General features: G+C 44.4%; 28 protein-coding genes. 16 read left to right on the forward strand and 12 right to left on the reverse strand.

Annotated features, from left to right (window positions below; all coding sequences use genetic code 11):
* From C6G87_RS06340 to C6G87_RS06375, 8 genes are all read right to left on the reverse strand, one after another.
* Positions 1–329, reverse strand: a 329-nt coding sequence (locus C6G87_RS06340; RefSeq protein ID WP_324761404.1) for a sulfatase-like hydrolase/transferase, incomplete at its 3' end; no start/stop codon positions are given.
* Between the two features lie 4 nt (positions 330–333).
* A complete protein-coding gene (locus tag C6G87_RS06345) occupies positions 334–1155 on the reverse strand; it encodes a sulfatase-like hydrolase/transferase (RefSeq protein ID WP_104752684.1) in 822 nt (273 codons plus the stop codon).
* A gap of 9 nt (positions 1156–1164) precedes the next feature.
* Positions 1165–1794: a class II aldolase and adducin N-terminal domain-containing protein gene (locus tag C6G87_RS06350; protein ID WP_104752685.1), complete on the reverse strand. Its 630-nt coding sequence runs from the start codon at positions 1792–1794 to the stop codon at positions 1165–1167.
* Positions 1791–2600, reverse strand: a complete 810-nt coding sequence (locus tag C6G87_RS06355; RefSeq protein ID WP_104752686.1) for an ATP-binding cassette domain-containing protein — start codon at positions 2598–2600, stop codon at positions 1791–1793. The genes C6G87_RS06350 and C6G87_RS06355 overlap by 4 nt, the downstream gene beginning before the upstream one ends.
* Positions 2594–3607, reverse strand: a complete 1014-nt coding sequence (locus C6G87_RS06360; protein WP_104752687.1) for a TerC/Alx family metal homeostasis membrane protein — start codon at positions 3605–3607, stop codon at positions 2594–2596. Before C6G87_RS06360 ends, C6G87_RS06355 begins: the two co-directional genes overlap by 7 nt.
* 1 nt (position 3608) lies before the next feature.
* Positions 3609–4379 carry a tRNA 2-thiocytidine biosynthesis TtcA family protein gene (locus C6G87_RS06365; protein ID WP_104752688.1) on the reverse strand — a complete coding sequence of 257 codons (771 nt, stop codon included), beginning with the start codon at positions 4377–4379 and terminating at the stop codon, positions 3609–3611.
* 10 nt (positions 4380–4389) lie between these two features.
* The gene (locus C6G87_RS06370; RefSeq protein WP_104752689.1) at positions 4390–5739 is read right to left on the reverse strand and encodes an MFS transporter; all 1350 of its coding nucleotides are present in this window, start codon (positions 5737–5739) and stop codon (positions 4390–4392) included.
* Positions 5740–5761: 22 nt separating this feature from the next.
* Positions 5762–5983 (reverse strand): hypothetical protein, encoded by a 222-nt coding sequence (locus C6G87_RS06375; RefSeq protein WP_104752690.1) that lies wholly within the window; start codon positions 5981–5983, stop codon positions 5762–5764.
* A gap of 47 nt (positions 5984–6030) precedes the next feature.
* On the opposite strand from C6G87_RS06375, the gene sppA reads away from it, so the two are divergent.
* Complete coding sequence (gene sppA, locus C6G87_RS06380; protein ID WP_104752691.1) at positions 6031–6894, forward strand: signal peptide peptidase SppA; 864 nt, start codon at positions 6031–6033, stop codon at positions 6892–6894.
* A gap of 173 nt (positions 6895–7067) precedes the next feature.
* Positions 7068–7856 (forward strand): hypothetical protein, encoded by a 789-nt coding sequence (locus C6G87_RS06385; RefSeq protein ID WP_233709045.1) that lies wholly within the window; start codon positions 7068–7070, stop codon positions 7854–7856.
* On the opposite strand, the gene C6G87_RS06390 is transcribed toward C6G87_RS06385, so the two are convergent.
* A complete protein-coding gene (locus C6G87_RS06390) occupies positions 7857–8618 on the reverse strand; it encodes a VirB8 family type IV secretion system protein (protein ID WP_104752716.1) in 762 nt (253 codons plus the stop codon). It lies immediately after the preceding gene.
* A 65-nt stretch (positions 8619–8683) separates the two neighbouring features.
* Here C6G87_RS06390 and C6G87_RS06395 point away from each other — a divergent pair, with 65 nt between their 5' ends.
* Complete coding sequence (locus tag C6G87_RS06395; RefSeq protein WP_104752693.1) at positions 8684–11038, forward strand: VirB4 family type IV secretion/conjugal transfer ATPase; 2355 nt, start codon at positions 8684–8686, stop codon at positions 11036–11038.
* Positions 11039–11049: 11 nt separating this feature from the next.
* Positions 11050–12351: an anaerobic C4-dicarboxylate transporter gene (locus C6G87_RS06400; protein WP_104752694.1), complete on the forward strand. Its 1302-nt coding sequence runs from the start codon at positions 11050–11052 to the stop codon at positions 12349–12351.
* Here the strand turns inward: C6G87_RS06400 and nusA are convergent.
* Positions 12348–13484: a transcription termination factor NusA gene (gene nusA / locus C6G87_RS06405; protein WP_104752695.1), complete on the reverse strand. Its 1137-nt coding sequence runs from the start codon at positions 13482–13484 to the stop codon at positions 12348–12350. The genes C6G87_RS06400 and nusA overlap by 4 nt on opposite strands.
* Before the next feature lie 149 nt (positions 13485–13633).
* A complete protein-coding gene (locus tag C6G87_RS06410) occupies positions 13634–14416 on the reverse strand; it encodes a hypothetical protein (protein WP_104752696.1) in 783 nt (260 codons plus the stop codon).
* A gap of 71 nt (positions 14417–14487) precedes the next feature.
* Here C6G87_RS06410 and C6G87_RS06415 point away from each other — a divergent pair, with 71 nt between their 5' ends.
* From C6G87_RS06415 to mnmE, 12 genes are all read left to right on the forward strand, one after another.
* Positions 14488–14973, forward strand: coding sequence for a peptidylprolyl isomerase (locus C6G87_RS06415; protein ID WP_104752697.1), 486 nt, complete (start codon positions 14488–14490; stop codon positions 14971–14973).
* 12 nt (positions 14974–14985) lie between these two features.
* Positions 14986–15228: a carbon storage regulator gene (locus C6G87_RS06420; RefSeq protein ID WP_104752698.1), complete on the forward strand. Its 243-nt coding sequence runs from the start codon at positions 14986–14988 to the stop codon at positions 15226–15228.
* Positions 15225–16022, forward strand: a complete 798-nt coding sequence (locus C6G87_RS06425; protein ID WP_104752699.1) for a 4-(cytidine 5'-diphospho)-2-C-methyl-D-erythritol kinase — start codon at positions 15225–15227, stop codon at positions 16020–16022. The genes C6G87_RS06420 and C6G87_RS06425 overlap by 4 nt, the downstream gene beginning before the upstream one ends.
* Positions 16019–16480 (forward strand): SsrA-binding protein, encoded by a 462-nt coding sequence (gene smpB, locus C6G87_RS06430; RefSeq protein ID WP_104752700.1) that lies wholly within the window; start codon positions 16019–16021, stop codon positions 16478–16480. The genes C6G87_RS06425 and smpB overlap by 4 nt, the downstream gene beginning before the upstream one ends.
* Positions 16481–16494: 14 nt before the next feature.
* Positions 16495–16950: a TonB-system energizer ExbB gene (gene exbB / locus C6G87_RS06435; RefSeq protein ID WP_199767656.1), complete on the forward strand. Its 456-nt coding sequence runs from the start codon at positions 16495–16497 to the stop codon at positions 16948–16950.
* A gap of 12 nt (positions 16951–16962) precedes the next feature.
* Positions 16963–17361: an ExbD/TolR family protein gene (locus C6G87_RS06440; protein WP_104752702.1), complete on the forward strand. Its 399-nt coding sequence runs from the start codon at positions 16963–16965 to the stop codon at positions 17359–17361.
* Positions 17362–17432: 71 nt separating this feature from the next.
* Positions 17433–17567, forward strand: coding sequence for a 50S ribosomal protein L34 (gene rpmH / locus C6G87_RS06445; protein WP_013890351.1), 135 nt, complete (start codon positions 17433–17435; stop codon positions 17565–17567).
* Positions 17568–17569: 2 nt separating this feature from the next.
* Complete coding sequence (gene rnpA, locus C6G87_RS06450) at positions 17570–17929, forward strand: ribonuclease P protein component (protein ID WP_104752703.1); 360 nt, start codon at positions 17570–17572, stop codon at positions 17927–17929.
* A 20-nt stretch (positions 17930–17949) separates the two neighbouring features.
* Entirely contained in the window at positions 17950–18261 is a 312-nt protein-coding gene (yidD, locus tag C6G87_RS08995; RefSeq protein ID WP_267892699.1) for a membrane protein insertion efficiency factor YidD, read from the forward strand.
* Positions 18248–19891, forward strand: coding sequence for a membrane protein insertase YidC (gene yidC / locus C6G87_RS06460; RefSeq protein ID WP_104752705.1), 1644 nt, complete (start codon positions 18248–18250; stop codon positions 19889–19891). The genes yidD and yidC overlap by 14 nt, the downstream gene beginning before the upstream one ends.
* A 2-nt stretch (positions 19892–19893) precedes the next feature.
* Positions 19894–20571, forward strand: a complete 678-nt coding sequence (locus C6G87_RS06465) for a Jag N-terminal domain-containing protein (protein ID WP_104752706.1) — start codon at positions 19894–19896, stop codon at positions 20569–20571.
* The gene (gene mnmE, locus C6G87_RS06470; RefSeq protein ID WP_104752707.1) at positions 20552–21931 is read left to right on the forward strand and encodes a tRNA uridine-5-carboxymethylaminomethyl(34) synthesis GTPase MnmE; all 1380 of its coding nucleotides are present in this window, start codon (positions 20552–20554) and stop codon (positions 21929–21931) included. Before C6G87_RS06465 ends, mnmE begins: the two co-directional genes overlap by 20 nt.
* Here mnmE and C6G87_RS06475 read toward each other — a convergent pair whose 3' ends face one another.
* Positions 21932–23584: a porin family protein gene (locus C6G87_RS06475; RefSeq protein ID WP_104752708.1), complete on the reverse strand. Its 1653-nt coding sequence runs from the start codon at positions 23582–23584 to the stop codon at positions 21932–21934. It abuts the gene before it with no gap.
* Between the last annotated feature and the right edge of the window lie 23 nt (positions 23585–23607).

A 23607-nucleotide genomic window follows, 5' to 3' on the forward strand; every position in this document is an offset into this window, starting at 1 on the left:
TGGCTACCGATGAGATGGAAGAGAATAAAATTTTGAGCTCCTAACTGAGGCTTGATCTTGGTGTGGAAAATATCTAAGAGTGTCTGATCGTAAGCTTTCCAAAAAACATTGGTCCACACTTGTGTTAGAAAACGATGGGATAAAAGGGTGTAAACATTGGTAAGAGAAGGTCTTTCTTGATTATCTAACCAAAAAGTCTTATAACCCGCTATTTTAAAAATATCGCCCAAATTCCTTTGTGTGTACCACGCACTCATGCGATTTTCTACATCGCTATAATTCAAAAGGGTTTGAAATACAGAAAGTGTATAGGCAAAGGCAGAGATCACATTATCAAAGACAAATAAATTTTGCGATCTCTCTCTCTCTCTCTACTAAGCTACTTAAAAAGGGCGTATTAGGTACAGGGTAACCATAGACTCCCATAAAGTTCTTAGAGGCGCTTTCGCCCACAATTAGTACCACATTGGGTACGCTATCAGCCTCCACATGCACATAGTCTTTAGGGTAAGGTCGTTTGAAATGATTAATAATGAGTTGGGTATGCGCATGTTCCTTAAGACTGACGTAGATCGCGCGCCCTTGTTTCAACATAGGCATGACATAAGTTGTGGTATCTCTCATGGCAACGAATGCGCCCTGCAAATTCCCATGTAAATAGATTGCTCTTGCCATATGTAAAGAAATGCCTAAAACAAGTGTGGCAATTAAAAAACTATGGGCTTTCTTGCTTAATTTGATTTCCAAGTGTACCTTGAGTAAGAAAAGCACACAAAAGATTATCAAGCCTAGCAAAAGGAAACCATGGGAAAGCACCATGCCAATCAAGAATTCATAGCTTTCTCTAAAATTAGTCGCCAAAATCGTATCTACCAATGCTTGAGTAAAATCCATGTTGAAGTAATAAGACACAAAGAAATCCGCAAAAGAAAACAAAAGACTTAGGCACAGCATCATATTTTTAAAAACTTTAACCAATATCTGTGCTTTAATACAACTGAGAAAACCATAGAACAAGTAAAAAAATAATAAACCATAAAAGGCAACTTTGCCAACATGTTGCAAAAAATGGGCAGTGCCATAAGCATCTAGGGCAAAACAACTTGCCATGATAGGGGCTAGCCACATAAGCAAGAATTTAGAATCTAAAAGCATCATTTGTCCTCACACTTCAAAGCGTTTATCATGCTCGTAGCTATGATCCATCATATGCGCTAGTTGCAAAATTTGGCATGAGCTTTCTAATAAGTCGACAATTTTAAGTAAGCCCTGCAATTCGCGATGATAAGCCACAATCCCGCACCCCTTGATAAAAATGTAAGATTGCGCGCTTTCTTGCAAGTAGTGTAAAATATCCGTTGGGGCGCGTCCTTGCCAGTCCTTGTAGCTCTTGGGGTCATAAATTTCTATTTTCTGTCCCAAGAGTGCACAGCCTAAATAATCTAGGGGGATTAAATGCGTGTGGGTGAGAGAATAGGCAATAGAGTAGGGGGGACGCGCATAGACGATAAAGCGTGCTTCACTGAAGGCTCGATAGATGCTTGCATGGATAGGCGTGTCGCTACTAGCTTCCTGCCAGCGATAATCAGGAGTGTCTTGAGAAACCATGAAAGAATCTACATCTAAGCTATCCAAAACCGCGTTGCGTTTGTTAATCACAAAGCGGCGTGCACTCACTCGCGCTGAGATAGATCCCTTAAAAATACTAAAAAAACCCTTTCTGAACATCGAAAGAGAGACCTTTTGCAATTGTCTCAAGAGCGAAGCATCGACTTCACGCACATAGACATTCATGACGATGCTTTAAAAGAAATCCATGCAAAATCGCCCGGATTAAGAGAAGAAGGAACTTTAACCTCTAGGGTAAGAGTGTGGGCATCTGTGGTAAGCACTTTGGCTAACAAGCCCTGTCTAGATTGCTTCAAGAGCGCTTCAAATGTGCTAACTTCGCAACGGTGCGCGCTCTGTTCAGTGCGTATAAGTACGACATGATCGGCAAGTGCATAGGTCTCGTGTAAATCATGGGTTACTAAAAGAGTAGTGAGTTTGAAATGCGTACTCAAGTTTTTGATCTCTTGTTGTAGTTTGGTGCGTGTGGGCATATCTAGCGCGCTCAAGGGCTCATCAAGCAAGAGTAATCCTTGTGGTGTTTTTAAAGCGCGCAAAAGCGCGCGTGCAAGGGCAACCCGTTGTTTCTGTCCCCCTGAAAGCGTGTGGATTGAGCGTTGCAACAACCCTTCAATGTCCATTAAAGCGACCACTTCTTTTAAGAGGTGGGGATCTGGATTGCCAAAGGTGATATTTTTTTGTACATTCAAGTGGGGAAAGAGCGCGCCATCTTGGAAGACAAAACCTAGAGGGCGTTGTTGGGCAGATAAGCAAAATTTACGCTGTGTATCCAACCATAACGCGCCTTTAAAGCGCAGAATACCCTGATCAGGAGTTTCTAGTCCGGCAATGAGGCGCAAAAGTGTGCTCTTACCCGCGCCCGAAGCGCCAAAGAGTACGCTAATTTTCTCAGAAGGCAAATCCATATGCGCCTCCAAAAAGAACGCACCCTGTGCGCCCATGAGTTGTTTTCTGAAAGCAAGTTCTAACACTTTTGGGGCTTGATGAGACTAGCGATCACCCCTGCTCCTAGCACTCCTAACACAACATAAAGGCTTGCCGTGGGTCCAATGTCTAACCCAAAACCAAAGAGATGTTTGCTCGCACCTAAAATCAGCTTAAGACTAATAAAGCCTAGCACGACAATCACGCTCTTTTCTAAGTAAACTAGATGCCCCTTGAGCACTTCCAAGACAAAATAAAGGCTTCTCAGTCCTAGAATTGCAAACATCATCGCGCTGTAGATGATTAAGGGCTCTTTACTCACGGCAATCACGGCAGGCACGCTATCAAAGGCAAACATCACATCGCTAAGCTCGATGATCGCTAAGCACAGAAATAAAGGCGTGGCAATGAGCTTAGCTTTAGCAAAGGCACTCTGATGATGTAGAGCGTTAGCCTCCTGCCCTTCCAAATTGCGCTCTAATTCGCTTAAACGCGTTTTATTGATGAAGAAGTCATGCCCTACGAGTTTAGGATAAACCGGGAAAAATTTGTATACAAGCTTATAAGCCAAGTGCTGGGAATAATCTTCCACTTTTTCTTCCTCCTCTTTAGCTTGATTTTTAAGCATGACTACACAGCTGTAACCTACCAAGATTCCAAAGAGAATTTCTACATAGGCAGAGAGATGTAAGAGACCACTTCCGATTAACACAAAGATCAATCTAAAGACAATCGCGCCCAAAATACCATAGTAAAGCACGCGGTGGCGGTACATTTCGGGCACATTAAACCATGCAAAAATTGCCATCATCACAAAGAGATTATCGACAGAAAGAGCCTTTTCAAGTACATAACCCGTTAAAAAGAGCAACATGCTCTCTTTGCCATCATGCCAAAGCAAATACAACGCAAAGAGTAAAGCCGTACCCACCCAAAAGAGCGACCACAATCCCGCACTTTTAAGCGTCACTGCTTTGTCTTCTTGGTGTGCCTTAAAATCAATCACTAGGGCGGCGATCATGAATACGATAAACACAAGAACATCTAAACCCATTTTAGGCCCCTTGTGCGTCTAAAAACGCCCCATCACTAAAGCTATTGGCGTGCACATTGCAAAAGGCATTTTTAAGGGAAGTGAAGAGAGTGGGGTTGTTGCGCTCCATTTCTTGCAAAAAATGCTTGGTAGCAGATCGGGCAATGGGGGGTTTATCTGAATCGGGCTGTTTGGCCGGGCAGTTGCAATCCGGGGCGGTTGGGATAGCTTGGGATTTGACAAAGTCGATCGTTTGTCTTTCTCGAATATGGATCAGTGGGCGAATCACAAACAACCCGTTTTCAGCTTTATAAATGGGGGGCATGCTACGCAAACTCCCATTGTAGGTAAAATTCATAAAAAAGCTCTCCACGGCATCATCGAGATGATGGGCTAGAGCGAGTTTATTATAGCCTTGTTCTAGCGCGTAATTATAGAGCACTCCACGGCGCATGCGCGAACAGAAACTACAATAAGAACTCTGTTCACGGCGTTTTTCGCGGATTGTTTGGGCAATGTTGGTGTGTAAAATTTCATGGGGGACATTTTGTTCTCTGCAGAGTTGGCTAAGCCATGCCAAATCTTCGTGGAGTCCATAATGCACCGTGGCCGCCTTGAACTCGAATTTAAAAGGGGCATGGGCTTGCATGCGCGCAAGCAGGCAAGAGAGCAGAATCGAATCCTTGCCCCCACTCAAACCCACTAAAACCCGATCGCCTTCGTTGATGAGGTTGTAAGTGGCGTTGGTGCGACCCACAACATTGAGAATCTTTTTACTAATCGTGTAGGGCATAGACTTCCTTTTAAGTAGAGTAAGATTTTCTAAATGACTTGGAATGTTCAATAATTTCTTCTTCGCTGAGCAAGGAAACATCGTATTTAACGATGATGGTATTTTGTGTTTCATTGACATACCATTCAATGACTCCAGGGATTTCTTCTAACGCGCCAAATTGCTCGCAATCAAAGGCATCTAAGGGGAAGTAAACATTCTGCTGCTTGTTTGGATTATTTAAGCAGAGCACCAAAATCCCCCAAAGTATGCAAACCCCCATTACAATAAAGGCAGATGTTTTAACTCCCAAATAGGTATACCCCATTCCCCCCAAGAGTCCGCCTATAAAAGAACCCGTATAGCCATAGGTTACAAACATGCCCAAAACTAACCCGCGTTGATGTGCCTTGGCGAGCTTGCTAGCTAAAGATTGCATGATGGGTTCTAGTGTGCCAAATCCAGTAAAAAAAACCATGATTCCTGCAATAAAAAGCCAACGCATAGGGGATTGGGGATTGTGATCGGCATAGGCTAAGCATGCATAAGCAACTAGAAAGAGGATCACACCTGTCAATAGCACGGCTTTCGCCTTACCAAATTTTTCAGCAATGATGGCTGCGGGGGCCATGCTTATCATGCCAAGAACTGCCCCTGCGGTATAAACTTTCCAAAGTGCACTCTTATCCATACTAAACTCATGCACAATCGCTAGAGGAATGAGTACAAAAATCAAGGTCATCAGACATTTTTCAAAAAAAGAACAGGCATTAATAATCAGAATGTCCTTATTTTCAAGCACAGCGCGTATGCTAGGCTTCTCTTTAAGAGTGTAGAGGATTTTGGGAGAATTGGGTACTTTAAACATTAGCCCCATAGCTGCTAGGCTCAAAAGCGCGGTGAGCAAAAATAGCCACTCCACCCCAAAAGCCATGCCTACGCTAGGACCTATGACCATCGCCGCTGTGAAGCTCATAAAAATCCCCGCTCCCATCAAAGCCATCGCGTGCGTGCGTTGCTCTTCAGCGACCTCATCAGCCACCATCGCACTTAAAACCCCTCCCATCGCCCCCATACCCTGTACAAATCTACCCACCACCAACCATACAACATCATGCGCAAAAAAGCATAGCAAAGAACCCAAAGTGAAGATGCCCAAACACGCGATCACCACCCCCTTACGACTATAGCGATCGCTGAGCATTCCTATGGGAGTTTGGAAGACAATTTGAGTAAAATACGCACCTCCCACCGCTAAGCCCATCATAAGTGCGCTTGCATGGAAGCTAGTTGCATATAAGGAAATAACGGGCAAGACAATAAAGAGCCCTAGAAAACGCAAGGAGGACACAAAGACTAAGGGCAAAATCTGTTTTAACATGCTACAAACCTTCAACAGCGAATCATGGTTTCCTGGATGGACTAAAGACCTGCTGGCACGCGTCTTTCTTATGTTCAAAGACACAAGCGCGTTGGAGTTGTTCGAAGGCTTTTGCGCGTTTTACTTGTGCGTCTTTATCTATTTGACGCATTTGGTAGCTATAGACTCCATAAAAAGCCACACCTGCTACCAGCATGAACAACAGATCGGTGCCTCTGATCTTAGGGCAGAACTTGCACGCCATGCAGTCTCTTTTTCGCTACTATAACATGTTTAAACTAGACTAAAGGAATGCTTTTGGATAAAATCTTTAAAATCATCACTGCCCCCCTAGATTTCATCACAAAATATTTTAAAAGTCTCGTGTTTTTAGGTGTGCTTGCCTTCTTTTTTTTAGGAGACAGACACGATATGCATTCTACTCCTAATCTAGCTACTCTCCATCTTTATGGACCTATTTTTGAAAGCGCAAGTTTCCAAGAACAGATTCAAACAATCTTGGAAGAACCCAGTATTAAGGGCGTGTTGCTCGTGATCGATTCGCCCGGAGGGAGCATTAGCGCAAGCGTGGAACTTAGCGATTTGATTGCAGAATTGAATAAGGAAATCCCAGTTGTGGCTTATGTGCGTGGGGTGATGGCTAGTGGGAGTTATTACGCAGGCATGATGGCGCATAAAGTCTATGCCAATCGGGGTGCGCTGATTGGCTCTATTGGAGTGATCTTTGAGGGTGCAGATGTGTCAGCATTAATGGATAAACTAGGAATCAAGACACAGGGGATTGCTAAGGGGCAATACAAAGAGGTGGGCACTTTTACGCGCGCTTGGACCTCCCAAGAAAAACAATACCTGAATAATCTCCTAGATGCACAATACCAAATGTTTGTGAATGATGTTGCGCGTGCGCGGCATTTGGACCCCAAGAGCGCACCTAGCTTTGCAGAGGGCAAGATCTTTAGCGCTCAACAGGCTTTAGATCTTAAACTTATCGATAAAATTGGCACTTACCAACAAGCGGTGTCGGAATTACAAACTCTAAGCGGTGTGAAAAAGCCTATTTGGTTTCAAAAAGACAAGTGGGAAATTTTTATGGATAAACTCTTAAAATCTACTAGTCAAGTTTTAATCCAAACTTTGGGTTACCAAATGCGCTAGATCGAACTCCGTCGGTGCTTGCTTGTTTGCCAAAACCATGTCCATTTGAGAAAAACGCCTCACAACTCGACACTTGGGGGATTTTACGGCGCGGGTGTTAAAGAGTGAGCGCGGACATAAATTTAATTGTATGTGAGTATAATCCCCTCCTTGAATTCTACTAAAGGTTAATGATGAATCCTTTGCGAGATCTTTTGCAACACTCTCAAAAGCGCTTGATTTTAGATGCGCGCGCCTATGCCCATAAAGTGCTCATGCAACACAAACCCTACCCATGGCATGACGCCACGCTCTATAGCAATTACATGAAACAAGTCGCCTCTTTGCTCAAAGCCGATGCGTTGGTTTTGCGTTTTGACAAGCTTTTAGAAGAAGAGTTGCAAAACAACTCCGCGCTAGTGGCTAAGATGGCAGAAAAGAGTCGCAGTACTTACGCTCTCAAGGTGTTTATGGCTGATGAAGAATTGCGCGCGATCACAAGCTCCTTAGTGAACACCGCCACCAACACCTTGCATGTGCACATCTTAACCCAACTCCCCTCCCCCTTAGCGCTCTTGAAGATGACGGCTAAGGCTGTGGGGGCGAGTCAGGATTTTGAAGACGAACACATTGAAAACGCCGGGGTGTATTATGCCGACTGGTTGCGCTCTTACAAGGATTCTAAAGTGTGTGGCTTGCTCTTTGATGCGCGCGCTTTTAGCCTCTCTGAAGAACTCTATCAACCCATTATCAACACGGCTAGCAGTTATGGTTGGATGGTGGGCTTTAGAGAGGAGCGCGCGCTGCACTTTTTAGGAGAGAGCGATTCTATCCCGGTCTTGGATTCGGATTTTTGGATCGACAAGAGTGATGGGGGGGCGTGCGCGGGGGGGGCGTGCGTGAATCGCGTCTTTTTTACTGAGATCCACAAGGACGCTGTGCCCGAAGTGGTGCTAGAGAAACTAGGGGCATTTGGGCACTGATCATTTAAAATTTGCCATTTCTGTCACGCTGTATTGAGTCACCTGAAAACCCGTTGGGTTTTTGGGCATGGGGGCGTAGTCGAATTTGGGGGGCGGTAAAAAAGCATAGCTCAAGGTAACATGGTAGCGTTTTTCATACACGAGTTGCCCATTATGGAAGAGTTTTGCGCTGATTTGCGCGCTTGCCATATCGCTTGTTTGGGCGCGCTTGAGAATGGCGATATTGATGATCTTGATGTCGCGCTCCATATTGCTGTCGGTGTAAATGCTGTTCTTAGAGGCGACCAAACTTTCAAAGATTTGCCACACTTTGTGGCTACTCTGCAAGCGCACCACCTCATAGCGTTCCTGATCGTCGATGTGGTTGATGGTTTCGCGATCGATAATGTAAGTGCCCACTAGCGAGCGCACTAGGGCTTCATTGCTAGAAATGCTCTCATCGGCGCGTTGGATAATGGCGTAATGCTTGTCCTGGTTGGCAAAATCTACAAAATGGTGTTGGGTTTCTTTGAGGGGGAGTAAAATGATGAGCGCGATAGTCAAACCCAAACTCAGCACACCCAGCAGGGCGACAAGTTTATAAGCGATTGCGGTGCGTTTGCGCTCCAATCTAAAGACGCTATTCAAGTCTAGATTTTGAATCACCAAACTCTCGATCTTGTGCTGCATGTCTTGCTCAAACAGGGCTTGTTGGCGTTCCATACGCGCCAAGAGTTCTTGAAAAAGCGCCTCTTGCAAAGGGTCTTTAAATCTCTCATCCATCATGTCTATTATAATTAATCGTGGCTTAATGCAGCACCCATTATAATTTTCTCAATGGATAGACGATGTGGCTTAAGATAGGGAACTTTTTACGCAGAAAAGCTTGGGATTTCTTGGCAGGTGCGCTACCAAAAGTCTATTCTATGGTAGAGGAGAATAATATTTTAGGTCTTTACGACTCACACTTTCTGCTCACCAAACAAGAACAGCTGGTAGGTATCTTGTACTTAGAGGGCATGAGCTTGAATGCGATGTCTAATAAAGACCTAGAGGGTTATTTTGAGAGCAAGCACAACGCCTTGAGTCAACTAGGCGATATTGTTCTGCGTATCTACACCCAGCGCCGTCAAGTTGTACTCAAGCAAAACTCCCATGTGCAAAACCCACATGCCCGCCACCTCATCCACAGCTTTGAGAGCAAATCCATTTATGAAAACGCGTACTACCTCATTTTAGAAACCACCACCCACCCCATCAAGGGCTTTTTTGAAAAGAAAAAACGAGAAATAACCGCTACAGATACCCTAGACGACCCCTATGCGCATAAAATCGCTTCTTTGCGCCATGCCATCGCCCAGCTAAGCTACGCCCTTCAAGATTTCAAGCCTTCATTGCTTGGCTCCACCCAAGTGTTAGAATTTTACGCCACGCTCATCAATGGGGTTTCCATCCCACTTCAACCCAGTTATGGTTATCTGAGCGATAGCTATATCGCCACCAATGTGCATTTTGACAAGGATTATTTTCTTCAAGAACGCCATGACACGCGCATTTACAACCGCATTCTAGGCATTAAAGCCTATGAGGGCAAAAATATCACCTCCGTTGCGCTCTCATCTTTGCTCCACCAGCCCAAAGAACTCGATATTGTCTTTTCGATCAAGCCTTTAAGCACCCAAGAAGCCCTAGCCTTTATTCAAGAGAAGATCCGCTTGAGTTTGACGCGATTGGTGCGCGCCGAATTAGAACGCTACCACGAACGCATCAAATCCAAACGGCTTTGTCTGCAACAATGCGCGTTGAATATTTGGCTCAAAAGCCCCAATCTGGATCGACTCAACCAACACACCCAAGAGGTGTTGAGCTTGTTAGCCAATGAACACTTAGTAGGGGTGGTAGAAACCCTAGGACTCAAACCCGCGTATTTTTCACTTTTCCCCGGGCGAATCCAGCTCAACCCCCGCTTGCGCTGCCAAAGCGCGCAGGCGTTAGCGTGTTTGGTCGTCTTTGAGCGCGCCAATCGGGGATTTAAGAGCAATTCTTGGGGGGATATGCCCTTGAGCGTGTTTAAAAATTTGGATCACTCCCCCTATCTGTTCAATTTTCATAATCAAGAAGTGCGCCATAAGGGGGTGGCAGCCCATAGCGTTGCTAAAGTCAATGGGCACACCATGATCATCGGGGCTACAGGAGCGGGTAAGACTACCCTTATGGGCTTTTTGATGATGAGCGCGCTCAAATACGATCATCTCAATATCTTGGCTTTAGATCGCGCCTATGGACTCTTTTCTTGCACCCATTATTTAGAGGGCGTGTACAATTCTGGGGCGCATTTCAAAATCAACCCCCTTTCTTTAGAACCTTCCCAAGAAAACCATGACTTCTTGCACTCTTTTTACGCGGCGATGTTGGGGGTGAGTGGGCAGGATGTACAAGAAAACAACGCCATCCATAAAGCCCTAGAAAGCCTCTATAGCGCCCTCTACCCCCAAACCTTTTGTTTGCAAGATTTCAAAGAGGCGCTCATCCACAGCCCCAAATTAAGCCTGAGTTTAGAGCCCTATCTCAACCACCCCCTATTCAATTCTCTAGAGGATAGTCTAGAATTTCACACCCCCCTAACCACCATCAACATGGACGCGATCACGCTCAACGCCAAGGATTTAGGACTTCTAGCCTATTACATTTTCTACAAGATTTTTCGCTCTGCTTTGCAAACCCAAAGAGGATTTTTACTCTTTGTGGACGAGTTCAAAAGTTACGCCCAAAATCCCATGCTCAATGATCATATCAACACCCTCATCACCCAAGCTAGAAAGGCTAATGGGGTGGTGGTGTTAGCCCTGCAAGATGTCCACCAACTCTACGATCTCAACCATGCTAAGAGTTTTGTCAACAACATGGGCACCTTGATTTTCTACCCCCAAAAACACATGGATAGCACGCGGCTGAGTACGCAACTGGGCATCCAACTTAGCCACATGGAGCAACATTTTTTAGAGAACACCCCCGTCCATGCCCACCAAGTACTCATCAAAAACATGAACGATGGCAGTTCTAATATTGTGGATATTAATTTGAACGCGCTAGGTCCTTATTTGCAAATTTTTAGCTCCAATGCCACCCATGCCCAGCACCTAGAAGCGCTCATGCGCGCCCACCCGCACACTTGGCGCGAACTCTTGATCAAGCCATCTTAGAAAGGACATCTGTGTTACTCACATTACAGCTAATTGTGCTCTTAGGGGCGATTTATTTGGGCGTGCGCTTAGGGGGTATGGGGATTGGCTTTGCAGGCGGGCTAGGGGTGGTGGTGTTGAGCCTGTTTTTGGGCATGCGCCCGGGCAATGTGCCCTGGGATGTGATTCTCATCATCATGGCTGTGATTGGGGCGATTTCAAGCATGCAATTAGCCGGCGGGCTGGATTATTTGGTGCATATCGCTGAGAGGATTTTACGGCGCAATCCCAAACATATCAATTATTTAGCCCCCTTAGTAACCTACACTTTAACCATTCTTGCAGGCACGGGGCACACCGCCTTTTCTGTCCTGCCCGTGATTGTAGAAGTGGCAAAGGGGCAAAATATCCGCCCCTCCCGCCCCCTCTCTCTAGCAGTGGTGGCTTCCCAAGTGGCCATCACGGCTAGCCCGGTTTCAGCCGCTGTGATCGCCATGAGTGGGTTTTTAGAACCTTTGGGGGTTTCTTACCCCACCTTGCTAGCCATCTGTATCCCCACCACACTTGGGGCATGTTTGATCAGCGCCTTTTTAGTGAGCGCATTTTTACCCAACCAACTCAGCAACACCCCCACCCCCACCCACCCCTCCCACACCCATAAAGAAATTAGCAAAACAGCCAAACTCTCCGTGTTGATCTTTGTGTTGGGGATTGTGGCGGTGGTGTTTTATGCGACAGCCATTTCTAAAAATGTGGCGTGGATCAAGCCGGTGATTTTGCCCCGCAACGATGCGATCATTGGCTTCATGCTCGCCATTGCCGCGCTCATCGTGATGGCATGCAAACTCAACGCCAACCAATTGGTGCACACCAGCACCTTTAAAGCGGGTTTGAGCGCGTGTGTGTGCGTGCTAGGCGTGGCGTGGCTGGGGGATACCTTTGTCAAAGGCTATATTGAGCCCATTAAAACCATCGCATCCACTTGGCTCACCCATTACCCCTTCTTGCTCGCCGTGGGGCTATTTTTTACCAGCATGTTGCTCTATTCTCAAGCTGCCACCACCAAAGCCCTCATCCCTAGCGTGATCATCGCCTTAGGGATCACCCCTGAACACACCCAGCATGTGTATATCGTGGTGGCTTCTTTTGCGGCGGTCTCTGCGCTCTTTGTACTGCCCACTTACCCCACCTTGCTAGGGGCGGTGCAAATGGACGACACGGGGAGTACACGCCTTGGCAAATACATTTTCGATCACGCCTTTTTCTTGCCCGGCTTGCTAGTCATTGGCTTTTCGGTGGCGTTAGGCTTTGGGCTTGCGCCGCTGCTCATTTAGGGTTGTTTAGGGGTGGGTTTAAAGAGGGATTCGAGCATGCTTAGCCCGCTTTTGGCTGGGGTGTCTTGAGGGGCTTGAGGGGCTTGCAACACATCAAAATCAATATCATAGCCGATAAGCATGCACGCCAAGCGCACATTCACCCCGCTTTTGCCAATGGCTTTACTCTTTTGATCCCCATGCAGGGTAACCAAAGCGTTTTTTTGTACCTTGTCTTCTAAGGGGGTTTGACTCAATTCGATCTTGATGATTTGGGCGGGGGATAGGGCGTTGGCGATGTAAATTTCTGGGACTTCATTGTAATGCACGCAGTCAATGCTTTCATTACAGAGTTCTTTACTGATGGCGTTGATACGCGTCCCCCTAACCCCTACAGTCGCGCCGATGGGGTCAATATGGGCATTGTGCGAGCGCAGAGCGAGTTTAGCGCGATCGCCTGGAATGCGCGCAATCCCCATGATCTCAATCTCTTTATCGGCGATCTCGGGGACTTCTAAATGCAACAAGGCTTCTAAAAATTTGGGCGTGGTTCTAGAGAGCTCTAAAATCAAACCCTGTTTGCTAAAGCGCACATTTTTTAAAATCGCGCGCAGCGTGTCGCCCACTTTAAAACTCTCGCCCTTGATGCGGTTGCGCAGGGCTAACACGGCTTGCACACCCTCGATCTCCACAAAGGTGTTTTGGTGCTTATCCACATCTAAAACCACCCCCCGTACAATGGTGTTGAGCATGCCCTTGTACTTTTGGAAGTACTGATCTTCTAGACTCCTTTGGATATTGTATTCCAAATCCTTAAAGAGCGCGTTCACCGCGCCCCGTTTCATGTCTTTCAAACTGATCTCATAATGCACTAAGTCGTTGGGCTTTAAAGAGGGGTCATCTTGCAAGGCTTTGCTCAAGGGGAGCGTGTTGGTGGGGTCTTGCTCTAATTTGGGATCGTCATCGGCGCACACCTCCACCACATGCAATAGGGTAAAGTCCTTATTGCTATCATCAATCATAAAATTTGCCTGCGCGTCTAGGGTGTTTTTAGCCACTTTCAAAATGCTATTTTTCACAACTTCTTTGACCATTTCTAAACTCAAGCCCTTTTCGTAGGCAATCAGCTCTACAATGTCTAAGATTTTTTCCATGCATTTCCTTAAAGTATGAGGGTAATTACAAGAGAGAGGCTCTAGTATAGCAGAATTAGGACTAATGCTCACTTCAAGGTCTCGTGAGCCTCTTAATATCGGAGGTCAGTATTTTCCTATAGCTAATATTACCTATGAGTCTTCAGGGTTTAAATGAGCTTGCGTTCTTTGAGAACACGCAAGAAATCTAAAACTGTCTCCCTTTTAATCACCCATGCCTTTTTTTGATTGGCACTAAGCATGCCCATAAATGCCCCACTGGCACTAAAAAGAGGACGACCATAGGGCGCATCTTGCACTAAAGCACGGCTTGAAAGGGCACGCAAGTTTTGGACTTCAAAGGCATTTTTGGAACTCACTTGAGGATAATAGAGAACTGGCGCATCCGGTACACCCTTCTGAGTTAAAAGATCTTGTCCATACTTTTTGTAGATACGCGCATGATAATAACTTTCAGGTCTATTTTGGCAAAAATCATTGGTAAAAACATGGGTGGCAAGTAGTGAAAGCCCACGATTACGATCGATAGCTTTAACATGCAGCTTGGCTACACAAATAAGCATGGGGGCGCTGTCATCTTGCATTTTAGCCATGATAACTTGGGCGTACAGCCCATTGTCAAAAACAAGACTTGAAGCGGTCAAATAATGTCCATTTTGAAGCAAGAGACCATAGCCCTGTTTATAATGCCCATCGCCAAAGTAGGCGGTCAAAAACACACTACTATAAATCCAACGATGGGGCGCACCGGCCCTTTTAGTAGGCTTTGGATTTGTGCTGTGTCTTGGAAGCGTAGTCTGTTTTTTCTTTGGATGTGCGTGGGCTGCAGGCTTTTTAGCACGATGAATTAAAGAAGTGTTGAGCGCTTCTTCAGCTTGCAAAACACCCACAGCCAGCCACAACGCCACAAAAACCAACCTCAGCGCCTGCATACACACCCCATGCTGATAAATTAAGTTGAAATCGGTAAAATGCTTCAATCTTTTAATCCAAGGAAACTTTTATGAAAACATTAAAGACTTACGCGATTGACCCTGAAGTGCTTGCCACCTACAATTACGCCACGATACAGACCAATAAAGGCACGATTAAGATTCATTTGTTTGGTGCTGAAGCGCCCCAAGCCGTTAGTAATTTTGCTACCTTAGCTCAAGAAGGTTTTTACAATGGCTTAAGCTTTCATCGTGTGATTGCTGGTTTTGTAGCACAGGGAGGATGCCCTTTAGGTACGGGTACGGGCGGACCCGGCTATTGTATCAAATGCGAGGTACAGGACAACCCTCATAAACACAAAAGGGGTGCGCTGAGCATGGCGCATGCCGGCAGAGATACGGGGGGGAGTCAATTTTTTCTCTGTTTTGCACCCCAGCCCCATTTAGATGGAGAGCACACCGTTTTTGGGCAAATTGAGGATACAGATAGTCTTAAAGTACTCGATTCTCTCAAGCAGGGCGATGTGATGGAAAGCATTCAAATTTCAGACAATTAGGATTCTTGTCCAGTGCTGATTTTAGCCCGAAAGTTAGGTGAGGGAGTGGTCATTGGGGAGGATATTCATATCAAAATCGTTTCGATTGATAAAGGAAGTGTCAAGCTGGGTTTTCAGGCCCCGGCGCACACCTTAATTTTGCGTTCAGAGCTTAAAGAGGCTATTGCTACAGAGAATAAGCGCGCTTCAGAAAGTGTAAATGATGAAGTGCTTGTTAATATGGGGAAGACTATTCAACTAGGCAAACTGAAGTGAATCCCTTCAGTTTTGAGGTTTGTCCAAAGGTTAATATTTTCCTTAAAATTGTGGGTTATGAACAGGGCTATCACCTTTTAGTTTCTAGGCTCATTTTGGTCAAAAATAGCTTTAAGGATTACATACATGTGAAACGCGCGCGCGTGCTTAGCATTAAGGGCAATTTTGATTGCGCTATGCTAAATAACACGATTTTTAAAGCCTTGCAAGCTTTAAAATTTCATTTGGAATGCAAGGGAGGAGTACAAGCTGCATTACTGCAACTTTTGGGTGGTTTAGAGATAGAGGTAGAAAAAAACATTCCTGCTCAAGCAGGATTTGGGGGTGGCAGTGCTGATGCAGGAGTATTTTTAAGAGAGCTCAACACACACTTAAATTTAGGGCTAAGTCTAGAAGAACTCTACAAGATTGGAAGCAGGGTGGGGAGCGATGTGAATTTTTTTATTTCGGGGCTAGCGAGCGCGCATGTAAGCCATTTTGGCGAAGTGGTAAAACCTTTTGAGGATACCCCTCTAGAGTTAGAGCTACTAGCCCCTCAAATCGCCTGTGAAACCCAAGCGGTTTACCGCGCCTTTAGTCAAACACAGCCCATCTCTTTTGATCTGGATACGCTCAAACATACTCACAGCAAGACTCTTTTACAGACACATTCCCGATTTGCACTCAACGATCTCTTGCAACCTGCGCTCAAAATAATCCATCCCTTAAGGGAGCTAGAAGAACGCCTAGCGCCACATTGGTTTTTTAGTGGGAGTGGGAGTGGCTTTTTCGCACCCAAAGAGGGCAGAGCATGAAGGAAATCGCCAAGAATAAGAAGGCTTTTTTTGACTATGAAATTTTAGAGAGTCTAGAAGCAGGCATTGTTTTGCTGGGCTCTGAGGTTAAAGCAATCCGTGCAGGGAGGGTCAATCTAAAGGATAACTTTGTTAGGATTATACGGGGTGAGGCTTTTTTATTTGGTGTGCATATCGCTCATCTTGAAACGGCTTATATGCATTACAAGCCTGATGAGATGCGGGTGCGTAAGTTGCTTTTACATAAAAAACAACTTACCAAGTGGGCGCAGGAGGTTGGGCAGCAGCGCTTGAGTATTGTGGGCTTGAAACTCTATTTTAACCACAAAAATAAAGCTAAGCTTCAGGTTGCGTTAGTTAAAGGGAAAAAACTTTATGACAAAAGAGAAAGCATGAAGAAGAAAGCGTTGGAAATGGATGCAAAGATGGCACTCAAAAATCATTCTAAGGGGTCTTGATGAAGGACATGATGATGAAGGACATGATAGATTATGGGATTTTAGGATTTTTAGCATTTTTATCCGTGATCGTGATTGCTATTGGGATCGAACGGGTGTGGTTTTATGCCACTGTGCGCGTAGATGACTACAACGACAAACGCAAATTAGAATTAGATCTGCATCGTCGTTTAACTTTAGTGGCTACTATCGGTTCGAACGCTCCCTACATCGGTCTTTTAGGTACGGTTACAGGGATTATGATCACTTTTATCGAGCTAGGACACACAAGTTCTGTGGATACCAAAGCCATCATGGAAGGTTTGGCGCTTGCGCTTAAAGCTACGGGCATGGGCTTGGTTGTGGCGATCCCTTCTGTAGTAATTTACAACATGTTGGTGCGCAAGAGTGAGATAATCGCTACAAAATGGGATATTTACCACAATCCTGTCGGGGAAGCCGACCTTTATAACCGCCTAGATGTCGACTGATCAGGGAATCTGATGAAAAAAATAGACTCTATGAATGTGGTGCCTTTCATTGATATTATGCTCGTGCTTTTGGTGATCGTGCTAACCACCGCTTCTTTTGTCTCAACCTCTAAACTACCCATCAATATTCCTAAGGTAGATCAGAGCTCTGATAAAGCTCAGGATGTACTCAATAAAAAACAAGTGAACATTGCTATCTCTCGCAAGGGCGAGTTTTACTTAGATAAAAAGAAGGTAAGTTTTGAGACACTTAAACAGGCTGTGAAGAAGTATGCCAAAGACACACCCATTATTTTACAGGGCGATAAACATAGCAATTTAGATAGTTTTGTCAAGGTTGTCGATCTCTTGCAGACTAATAATCTTAACGAACTCTACATTTTGGTAGAAGATAAGAACCAAAACCCTTAGCTTTATATGCTTTAGATAGTTTTTAGGCAACATGGGCTAGAATGGAGCTTTTGAAATTTTAAAGGAAGCAGATGAAACGCACTTACCAACCCCATAACACGCCCCGTAAACGCACACATGGTTTTCTTGTACGCATGAAAACCAAAAACGGGCGTAAGGTCATCAATGCTAGAAGGGCAAAGGGCAGAAAACAACTCGCTGTTTAACGGTGCAATCCTTAAAGACTACGCGCCAGTTTAGCTATGTTTATAAAAAGGGTGTTAAGAGGCACCATGAGTTTTTCGTGCTCTATTGCCTTCCCTTAGAACATTTGCACAGAGAGTTTCTGGGGGCGCATGCATCTTTGTTGGGTTTGAGTGTGTCTAAAAAAGTGGGTAATGCCGTACGAAGAAACTTGATCAAGCGACGCGTGCGCTCTATTTTCCAGCATGTCCCTCTCCAGTGCCCTCAAGCCATTGTGTTTGTTGCTAAAGCAGGGGTAGGGCAACTGGATTATGCCACTTTGCGCACGCATATTTTGCAGTGCTTGGCGCAGAAAAAACGCATCCGCACTAAAGTTCCCAAATGAACGCGCTCAAGATTTTTTGCATGGCTTTTCTTGCTCTTTATAGAGTATTCTCCTCTCTTAAAGCGCCTTGTTGTCGTTTTTACCCTAGTTGCTCAACCTATGCACTTTGGCTCTTACCGCATGAGCGCTTGGATAGAGCCCTGTTGAAAATTGCGTGTCGTATTTTGGCTTGCAATCCCTATTCTCAAGGGGGGATCAATTATCCCACTAGCTCCAAGCCCCTGCGCCCAAAATTTAGCGCCCCCATCGCGCTTATTTACCTTTTAATCCCCATGCATTCTGATAGTCTCACCCCTTACTATATTCTCAAGGTTTCTAGTGAAAGAAAATAATCTTCGTCTGATTTTGGCTGTTGCGCTTTCATTTTTGTTTCTGACCATTTATAGTTATTTTCAAACCCCTACCCCCAAAACTCAAACCCCCCAAGCCATGAGCAATGCTTCTAATGTGCCTCAAATTGCTAATAGCAACACCGCCCCCACTCCCCCCCAAACCTCTTTAGAGAACACACCTATTATTGCGCGCGTGCATGCCACAGCGATGGAAATAGAAATCGATCATCTTGGGCGTATTGCCCAAATGTATCTTAAGGATAAAAAGTTCACCACTCATAGAGATGAAGGCTTTTTAGATCATGTTAAAAGATTGATGGGGCTTAACAAAGAACCTTTGGAACCCTTAAGTAAACTTCCGCTACTAGGCGTTGATGCGCTCAAACCCTTAGAACTTAGGTTCGTGGATACCCAAATCAACCAAGAAGCTTTTCACAAACCTTATAGCGCTTCCGTGAGTGATCTTGATTTGGAACAGGGCACACAAACCTTGACCCTCACACAAGAACTCTCTAGGGTGGTGGTAAAGAAAATTTTAACTTTCCATACTAACCTAAGCTACGATCTCAAACTAGAGATCACTCCCAAAGAACAAGGCGTTAATATGGACTACATTCTCTCTAATGGGAGTCGTCCGGTGGCCGATGCTGATGGATACGCCTTTCATGGGGTTTTGTTGGGCACTCAGGAGAATAAGATTGAAAAGATAGAAGATGGGGATATTAAAGAGGCTAAATCTTTCAAGCATATCGCCTTTGTTGCCAGTGTAGATCGTTACTATACTTCTTTGTTTTTTTCTAAAACGCCTATAGAGGCTATTGTAGACAGCCAAGCGGGCACAAAAAACCCCCTACCCTTCGTCTCTCTTAAGGGCAATGCAGTATTGCATGGTTACATTGGTCCCAAAGATCACCGCCACTTAGAAACTATCGCACCCATGCTCACTGATGTGATTGAATATGGCATGATCACCTTTTTTGCCCGCCCTGTATTTTTGCTTTTGGATTATTTGCACACTTACACACATAATTGGGGTTGGGCAATCATTTTATTAACCTTGATTGTGCGCATCATTCTTTACCCACTTAGTTACAAGGGCATGGTGAGCATGCAAAAGATTAAAGATCTGACTCCAAAAATGAAAGAGTTGCAAGAGAAATACAAAAACGATCCGCAGAAACTGCAAATGCACATGATGCAACTTTATAAAAAGCACGGCGCTAACCCTCTTGGGGGGTGCTTGCCCCTGCTTTTGCAAATCCCTGTTTTCTTTGCAATTTATCGTGTGCTTTATAATGCGGTGGAGCTCAAAAGTGCGGGTTGGATGTTTTGGATTCACGACCTCTCCTTAATGGATCCCTATTTCATTTTACCCCTTTTGATGGGAATTTCCATGTATGTCCAACAGGTCATCACTCCCAACACCATTACCGATCCCACTCAAGCTAAGATATTTAAACTCTTACCCTTATTTTTTACTCTTTTTCTCATCACTTTTCCTGCTGGGTTAGTGCTTTATTGGACTGTGAATAACATTTTTTCCATTGTGCAACAATGGCTCATTAACCAAGTGTTAGAACAAAAAAAGCTTAAAGAGATTCAAGAACACAAATCTACACACAAGAGCTAAGCATGAGGACTATTGTCGCTAGTAGTTTGGAAGAAGCCCTCTTTAAAGCGGCTACAGAGTTGGGTTGCTCAGTTTCAGATTTACAATACAATGTTATTCAAGTACCCTCTAGGGGTTTTTTAGGCTTTGGCAAAAAACAAGCCATCATTGAAGTTTGCTGCAAAGAAAAACCCAAGTCCGCTCCGCCCTCTCCTCTACCTTCCAAAGCGGACACCGTTCCACATGCTAAGATTATGGAAATCCAACAAGAAATCTGCGCACTACTAGCACACATTCCTTACCAAATTGACTCTATTCAGGTAGAACTCTACAATCCCCAAACTTTGCTTATTGAAATCAAAGGAGAAGATTGTGCCCTACTTATTGGGGAAAAGGGATATCGCTATAACGCCCTTTCTTATTTGCTTTTTAGTTGGATTCACCCCAAATATGGCTACAATATCCGCCTAGAAGTGGCAAATTTTTTAAAAGAGCAGGAAGAAATGATTGAGCATTATTTGCAAAGTGTGATCATGATGGTGCACGAAGTGGGCAAAGCCAAAACTAAACCCCTTGATGGTTTGTTGCTCCATATCGCTCTTAAGCGTCTGCGTGAAACTTTCCCCAACAAACATGTAACCTGCCAAAGTAAAGCCAATAACCAACGCTATATCGTGGTGAATGATTTCCACAAGCCCTAACCCTAGCACTATTGTTGCTATCGCCACCCCTCCGGGATTGGGCGCAATTGCTATCGTTAAGATGAGCGGACCAAAAAGTTTGGAAATTTTACAAGCTCTTTCCAAAAGGGCGCACTTTACCCCTAGACATGCCACCTTGATTTCCGTTTATGATGCACAGAACGCACTCTTAGATGAATGCTTAGCCCTCTATTTCAAAGCCCCATATAGTTACACTGCAGAAGATGTAGTAGAGATCCAATGCCATGGAGGGCTGGTAGTAACGCGTTTGATTTTAGAGGCATGCCTAGCGCAGGGGGCAATCTTGGCACAAAATGGCGCGTTTACGAAGCGTGCTTTTTTAAATGGAAGACTAGATATGTCTCAAGTAGACGCGCTAGCTAGAATCCTAGAGGCTAAGAATGCCAATTATGCTAAAACGATGGCGAGGCAACTTAAAGGCGCATTGAAAGACTTCGTACATATGATCCGCCACGCTCTGCTAGAATTATTGGCTAGTAGTGAAGTGTTAATTGATTATGCAGAAGAAGATCTGCCTTTGGATTTAAACACTAGTATGCAAACCAAATTGCAACAGACTCTCAACAAACTTCAAAGCACTTTGAGCATTTCGCAATCCAAAGCCGCACATTTGGAAGGCTACCGCTTAAGCATTGTGGGTAAACCTAATGTGGGTAAAAGTTCGTTTTTAAACGCCTTGCTCTTGGAAGAACGCGCTTTGGTAAGCGAAATAGCAGGCACAACTAGAGACACGATAGAAGAAGTGATTAACTTGCATGGAAGCTCTCTAAGAATTATTGACACGGCAGGCATTCGTCCATCTGAAGACAAAATAGAAAGCTTGGGAATTGCTAAAAGCCTTCAAAGCATGCAGGAGAGTGATATTATTGTCATCCTCTTTGATCTCTCTAGACCTCTAGATGATCAAGATAAGTATATCCTGGAATTGCTCCAAGCCCAAAGTCATAAAAACCTATGTCTTATTTTTAACAAAAACGATTGTCCCTTTCAGTTAGATACCCAAGCGATTTTAGACGCTCTACCCTCTTTACGCTTACCTCCCCTGTTTTTAAACACCAAAGAGCCCTGCCTACCTCTTTTAAAAGAGGCGCTCAAGCCTTTATTTGAAGAGGACAACTTCAATGATGATGTTATTCTGGCCTCTTTGAATCAACAGGAAGCTCTAGAACGGACCATCGCCCATTTACAAGAAGCCACGCGCACTTTAGAAGACTCAGAGTTAGAGCTCTTTTCTTACCATCTTAAAGATGCTTTAGAGAGTATTGCTACCATCACTAAACCTTACCAAACTGAGGAAATGTTGGACGCGCTGTTTTCTCAATTCTGCTTGGGCAAATGATTAAAATATCCAGCCATAGTTAAAAAAGACATTGAAATGGCGCACTCCATCATCAAGTACGACACTACCTGTAAGATTCTTCGTGTCAATTTTGAATTTCAAGGGATTTTGAATCAAAGGAATAGACACACCTAAACTATATTTAGAGTGCTTAAAGCGATAATTGAAGCCACCAACAGCGTCGATATTCCATGCATTCTTATCAATAGAGTTTAACAAGTAAACATTCCAAATTCCTCGCACCCCCACAAAACTCCCAAAGGCGCTTTTGAAAGTTTTTTTGGTAATTTTAGTGCGCCTATTTTTCTTTTTAGTGTAAGCATAATAGGTCTTATAAGTAGTCTTGAAATCTATTAGTAAGTCTGTGCCTATGCCTAACCCTACTTGCGAAATCGTTTTAATATAACCCAGTCGTTTAGAAAAGTTATATTTGAGCATGCCGTAGTAGGCGAGTCCAACTACATCATTAAAGTATTGTTGGTAGCCACTTTTAACATTCGCCCCCACCATCGCATCTGTACTTACACCACTAGAAGGCAACGAATTGGAAAGCGCTTGGATAAAGCTAGAGTTGTAGATAGGGTTGGGCACATGGGCGATTTGATTGTAATTAATGGGGAGTTGATTTTTCTCACCTAATTCTTTCCATACCTTGACACCTAATTCTACTAAGCCCGTTCCATTTTTCCCATAAGTCATGTTGCCCTCATGTCCATAGCCCTTCGTGTGTCCAAATTCATGCAGGATCACTTCTAGGGGCCAACTTGAACCGGTTTGATAATGAGTCCATATGGACGCACTCTTGGGGTTGATTAAATAGGGTTGGACTCCAAAAATATTGGGGCTCGCCAATCCATCAATACTTTGTTTACCTGCTATAGGGCTCAAGATAGCGAGTCCAAAACTCGCGCTAGATCGATAAGTCTTAAGCACTTCTTGTTTGGGGATAATGGGTTGTCCACTCTGTGTATTATAAAAATTAAAGGGTGCATTTAAAACGGCGTTGGCGAAGTCCTGCGAACTAAGCAAGGCAGTGAGGTTAAACATAATATCAGTAAGTTCTTCAGCTTGTTGTGGAGTGGGGGTAAGCCATTTTTCATCCGGAGCTTTATCAAAATGCAAGGTTAAATCAACCTTGATTTGACTCAACGCGTCCAAAACCTGCGTGGTTGTGTTGTCAGAAGCACTAGTAGATTTGATAAAAAAACTGGAGTTGGTGGGAGCATTGGCTAAGGCGGGTAAGAGATCAGGATTGACATAAGTTTGGGTAAACTTAGGCAAGGATTGCACACTGCCTATTCTTACTTGCTTGCCCTGCGGTGTTTTCATGTAAAGATCAATATGACTCAAGGTGTAGGGTAAAAAATTCTTGATTTCTAAACCTTTACTGCTCAAAGTGATTTTCACTGGTGCAGTGGTGCTAAAACGCATGGAAGGGTCAGTTATATCGGCTGTGCTAAATAAGGGCTTGGCATTTTGCATGATCTCTTGGGGGCATAAAATGGAAAGTGCACATGAGGGCTTTTGATGGATATTTTCTATACTTTTTAGCATGCCCGTCATCAGCCCACCTTCAATAAAAAACCCATCTTTAGGATGTGCTACGCACGCCTGCCAACCCATAAATATCAATAAATAACAATATTTATGCATACGCCTCCCCATCAAATTAGAAC

The sequence above is a fragment of the Helicobacter baculiformis genome, assembly GCF_900197685.1.
GTDB lineage: Bacteria > Campylobacterota > Campylobacteria > Campylobacterales > Helicobacteraceae > Helicobacter > Helicobacter baculiformis.

Coding starts and splice junctions, on each gene's coding strand:
- C6G87_RS06345 (WP_104752684.1), bottom strand. CDS start 1,155: ATGCTTTTAGATTCTAAATTCTTGCTTATGTGGCTAGCCCCTATCATG.
- C6G87_RS06350 (WP_104752685.1), bottom strand. CDS start 1,794: ATGAATGTCTATGTGCGTGAAGTCGATGCTTCGCTCTTGAGACAATTG.
- C6G87_RS06360 (WP_104752687.1), bottom strand. CDS start 3,607: ATGGGTTTAGATGTTCTTGTGTTTATCGTATTCATGATCGCCGCCCTA.
- C6G87_RS06365 (WP_104752688.1), bottom strand. CDS start 4,379: ATGCCCTACACGATTAGTAAAAAGATTCTCAATGTTGTGGGTCGCACC.
- C6G87_RS06370 (WP_104752689.1), bottom strand. CDS start 5,739: ATGTTAAAACAGATTTTGCCCTTAGTCTTTGTGTCCTCCTTGCGTTTT.
- C6G87_RS06375 (WP_104752690.1), bottom strand. CDS start 5,983: ATGGCGTGCAAGTTCTGCCCTAAGATCAGAGGCACCGATCTGTTGTTC.
- sppA (WP_104752691.1), top strand. CDS start 6,031: ATGCTTTTGGATAAAATCTTTAAAATCATCACTGCCCCCCTAGATTTC.
- C6G87_RS06385 (WP_233709045.1), top strand. CDS start 7,068: ATGAATCCTTTGCGAGATCTTTTGCAACACTCTCAAAAGCGCTTGATT.
- C6G87_RS06390 (WP_104752716.1), bottom strand. CDS start 8,618: ATGGATGAGAGATTTAAAGACCCTTTGCAAGAGGCGCTTTTTCAAGAA.
- C6G87_RS06395 (WP_104752693.1), top strand. CDS start 8,684: ATGTGGCTTAAGATAGGGAACTTTTTACGCAGAAAAGCTTGGGATTTC.
- nusA (WP_104752695.1), bottom strand. CDS start 13,484: ATGGAAAAAATCTTAGACATTGTAGAGCTGATTGCCTACGAAAAGGGC.
- C6G87_RS06410 (WP_104752696.1), bottom strand. CDS start 14,416: ATGCAGGCGCTGAGGTTGGTTTTTGTGGCGTTGTGGCTGGCTGTGGGT.
- C6G87_RS06415 (WP_104752697.1), top strand. CDS start 14,488: ATGAAAACATTAAAGACTTACGCGATTGACCCTGAAGTGCTTGCCACC.
- smpB (WP_104752700.1), top strand. CDS start 16,019: ATGAAGGAAATCGCCAAGAATAAGAAGGCTTTTTTTGACTATGAAATT.
- exbB (WP_199767656.1), top strand. CDS start 16,495: ATGAAGGACATGATAGATTATGGGATTTTAGGATTTTTAGCATTTTTA.
- C6G87_RS06440 (WP_104752702.1), top strand. CDS start 16,963: ATGAAAAAAATAGACTCTATGAATGTGGTGCCTTTCATTGATATTATG.
- rpmH (WP_013890351.1), top strand. CDS start 17,433: ATGAAACGCACTTACCAACCCCATAACACGCCCCGTAAACGCACACAT.
- yidD (WP_267892699.1), top strand. CDS start 17,950: ATGGCTTTTCTTGCTCTTTATAGAGTATTCTCCTCTCTTAAAGCGCCT.
- C6G87_RS06465 (WP_104752706.1), top strand. CDS start 19,894: ATGAGGACTATTGTCGCTAGTAGTTTGGAAGAAGCCCTCTTTAAAGCG.
- mnmE (WP_104752707.1), top strand. CDS start 20,552: ATGATTTCCACAAGCCCTAACCCTAGCACTATTGTTGCTATCGCCACC.
- C6G87_RS06475 (WP_104752708.1), bottom strand. CDS start 23,584: ATGCATAAATATTGTTATTTATTGATATTTATGGGTTGGCAGGCGTGC.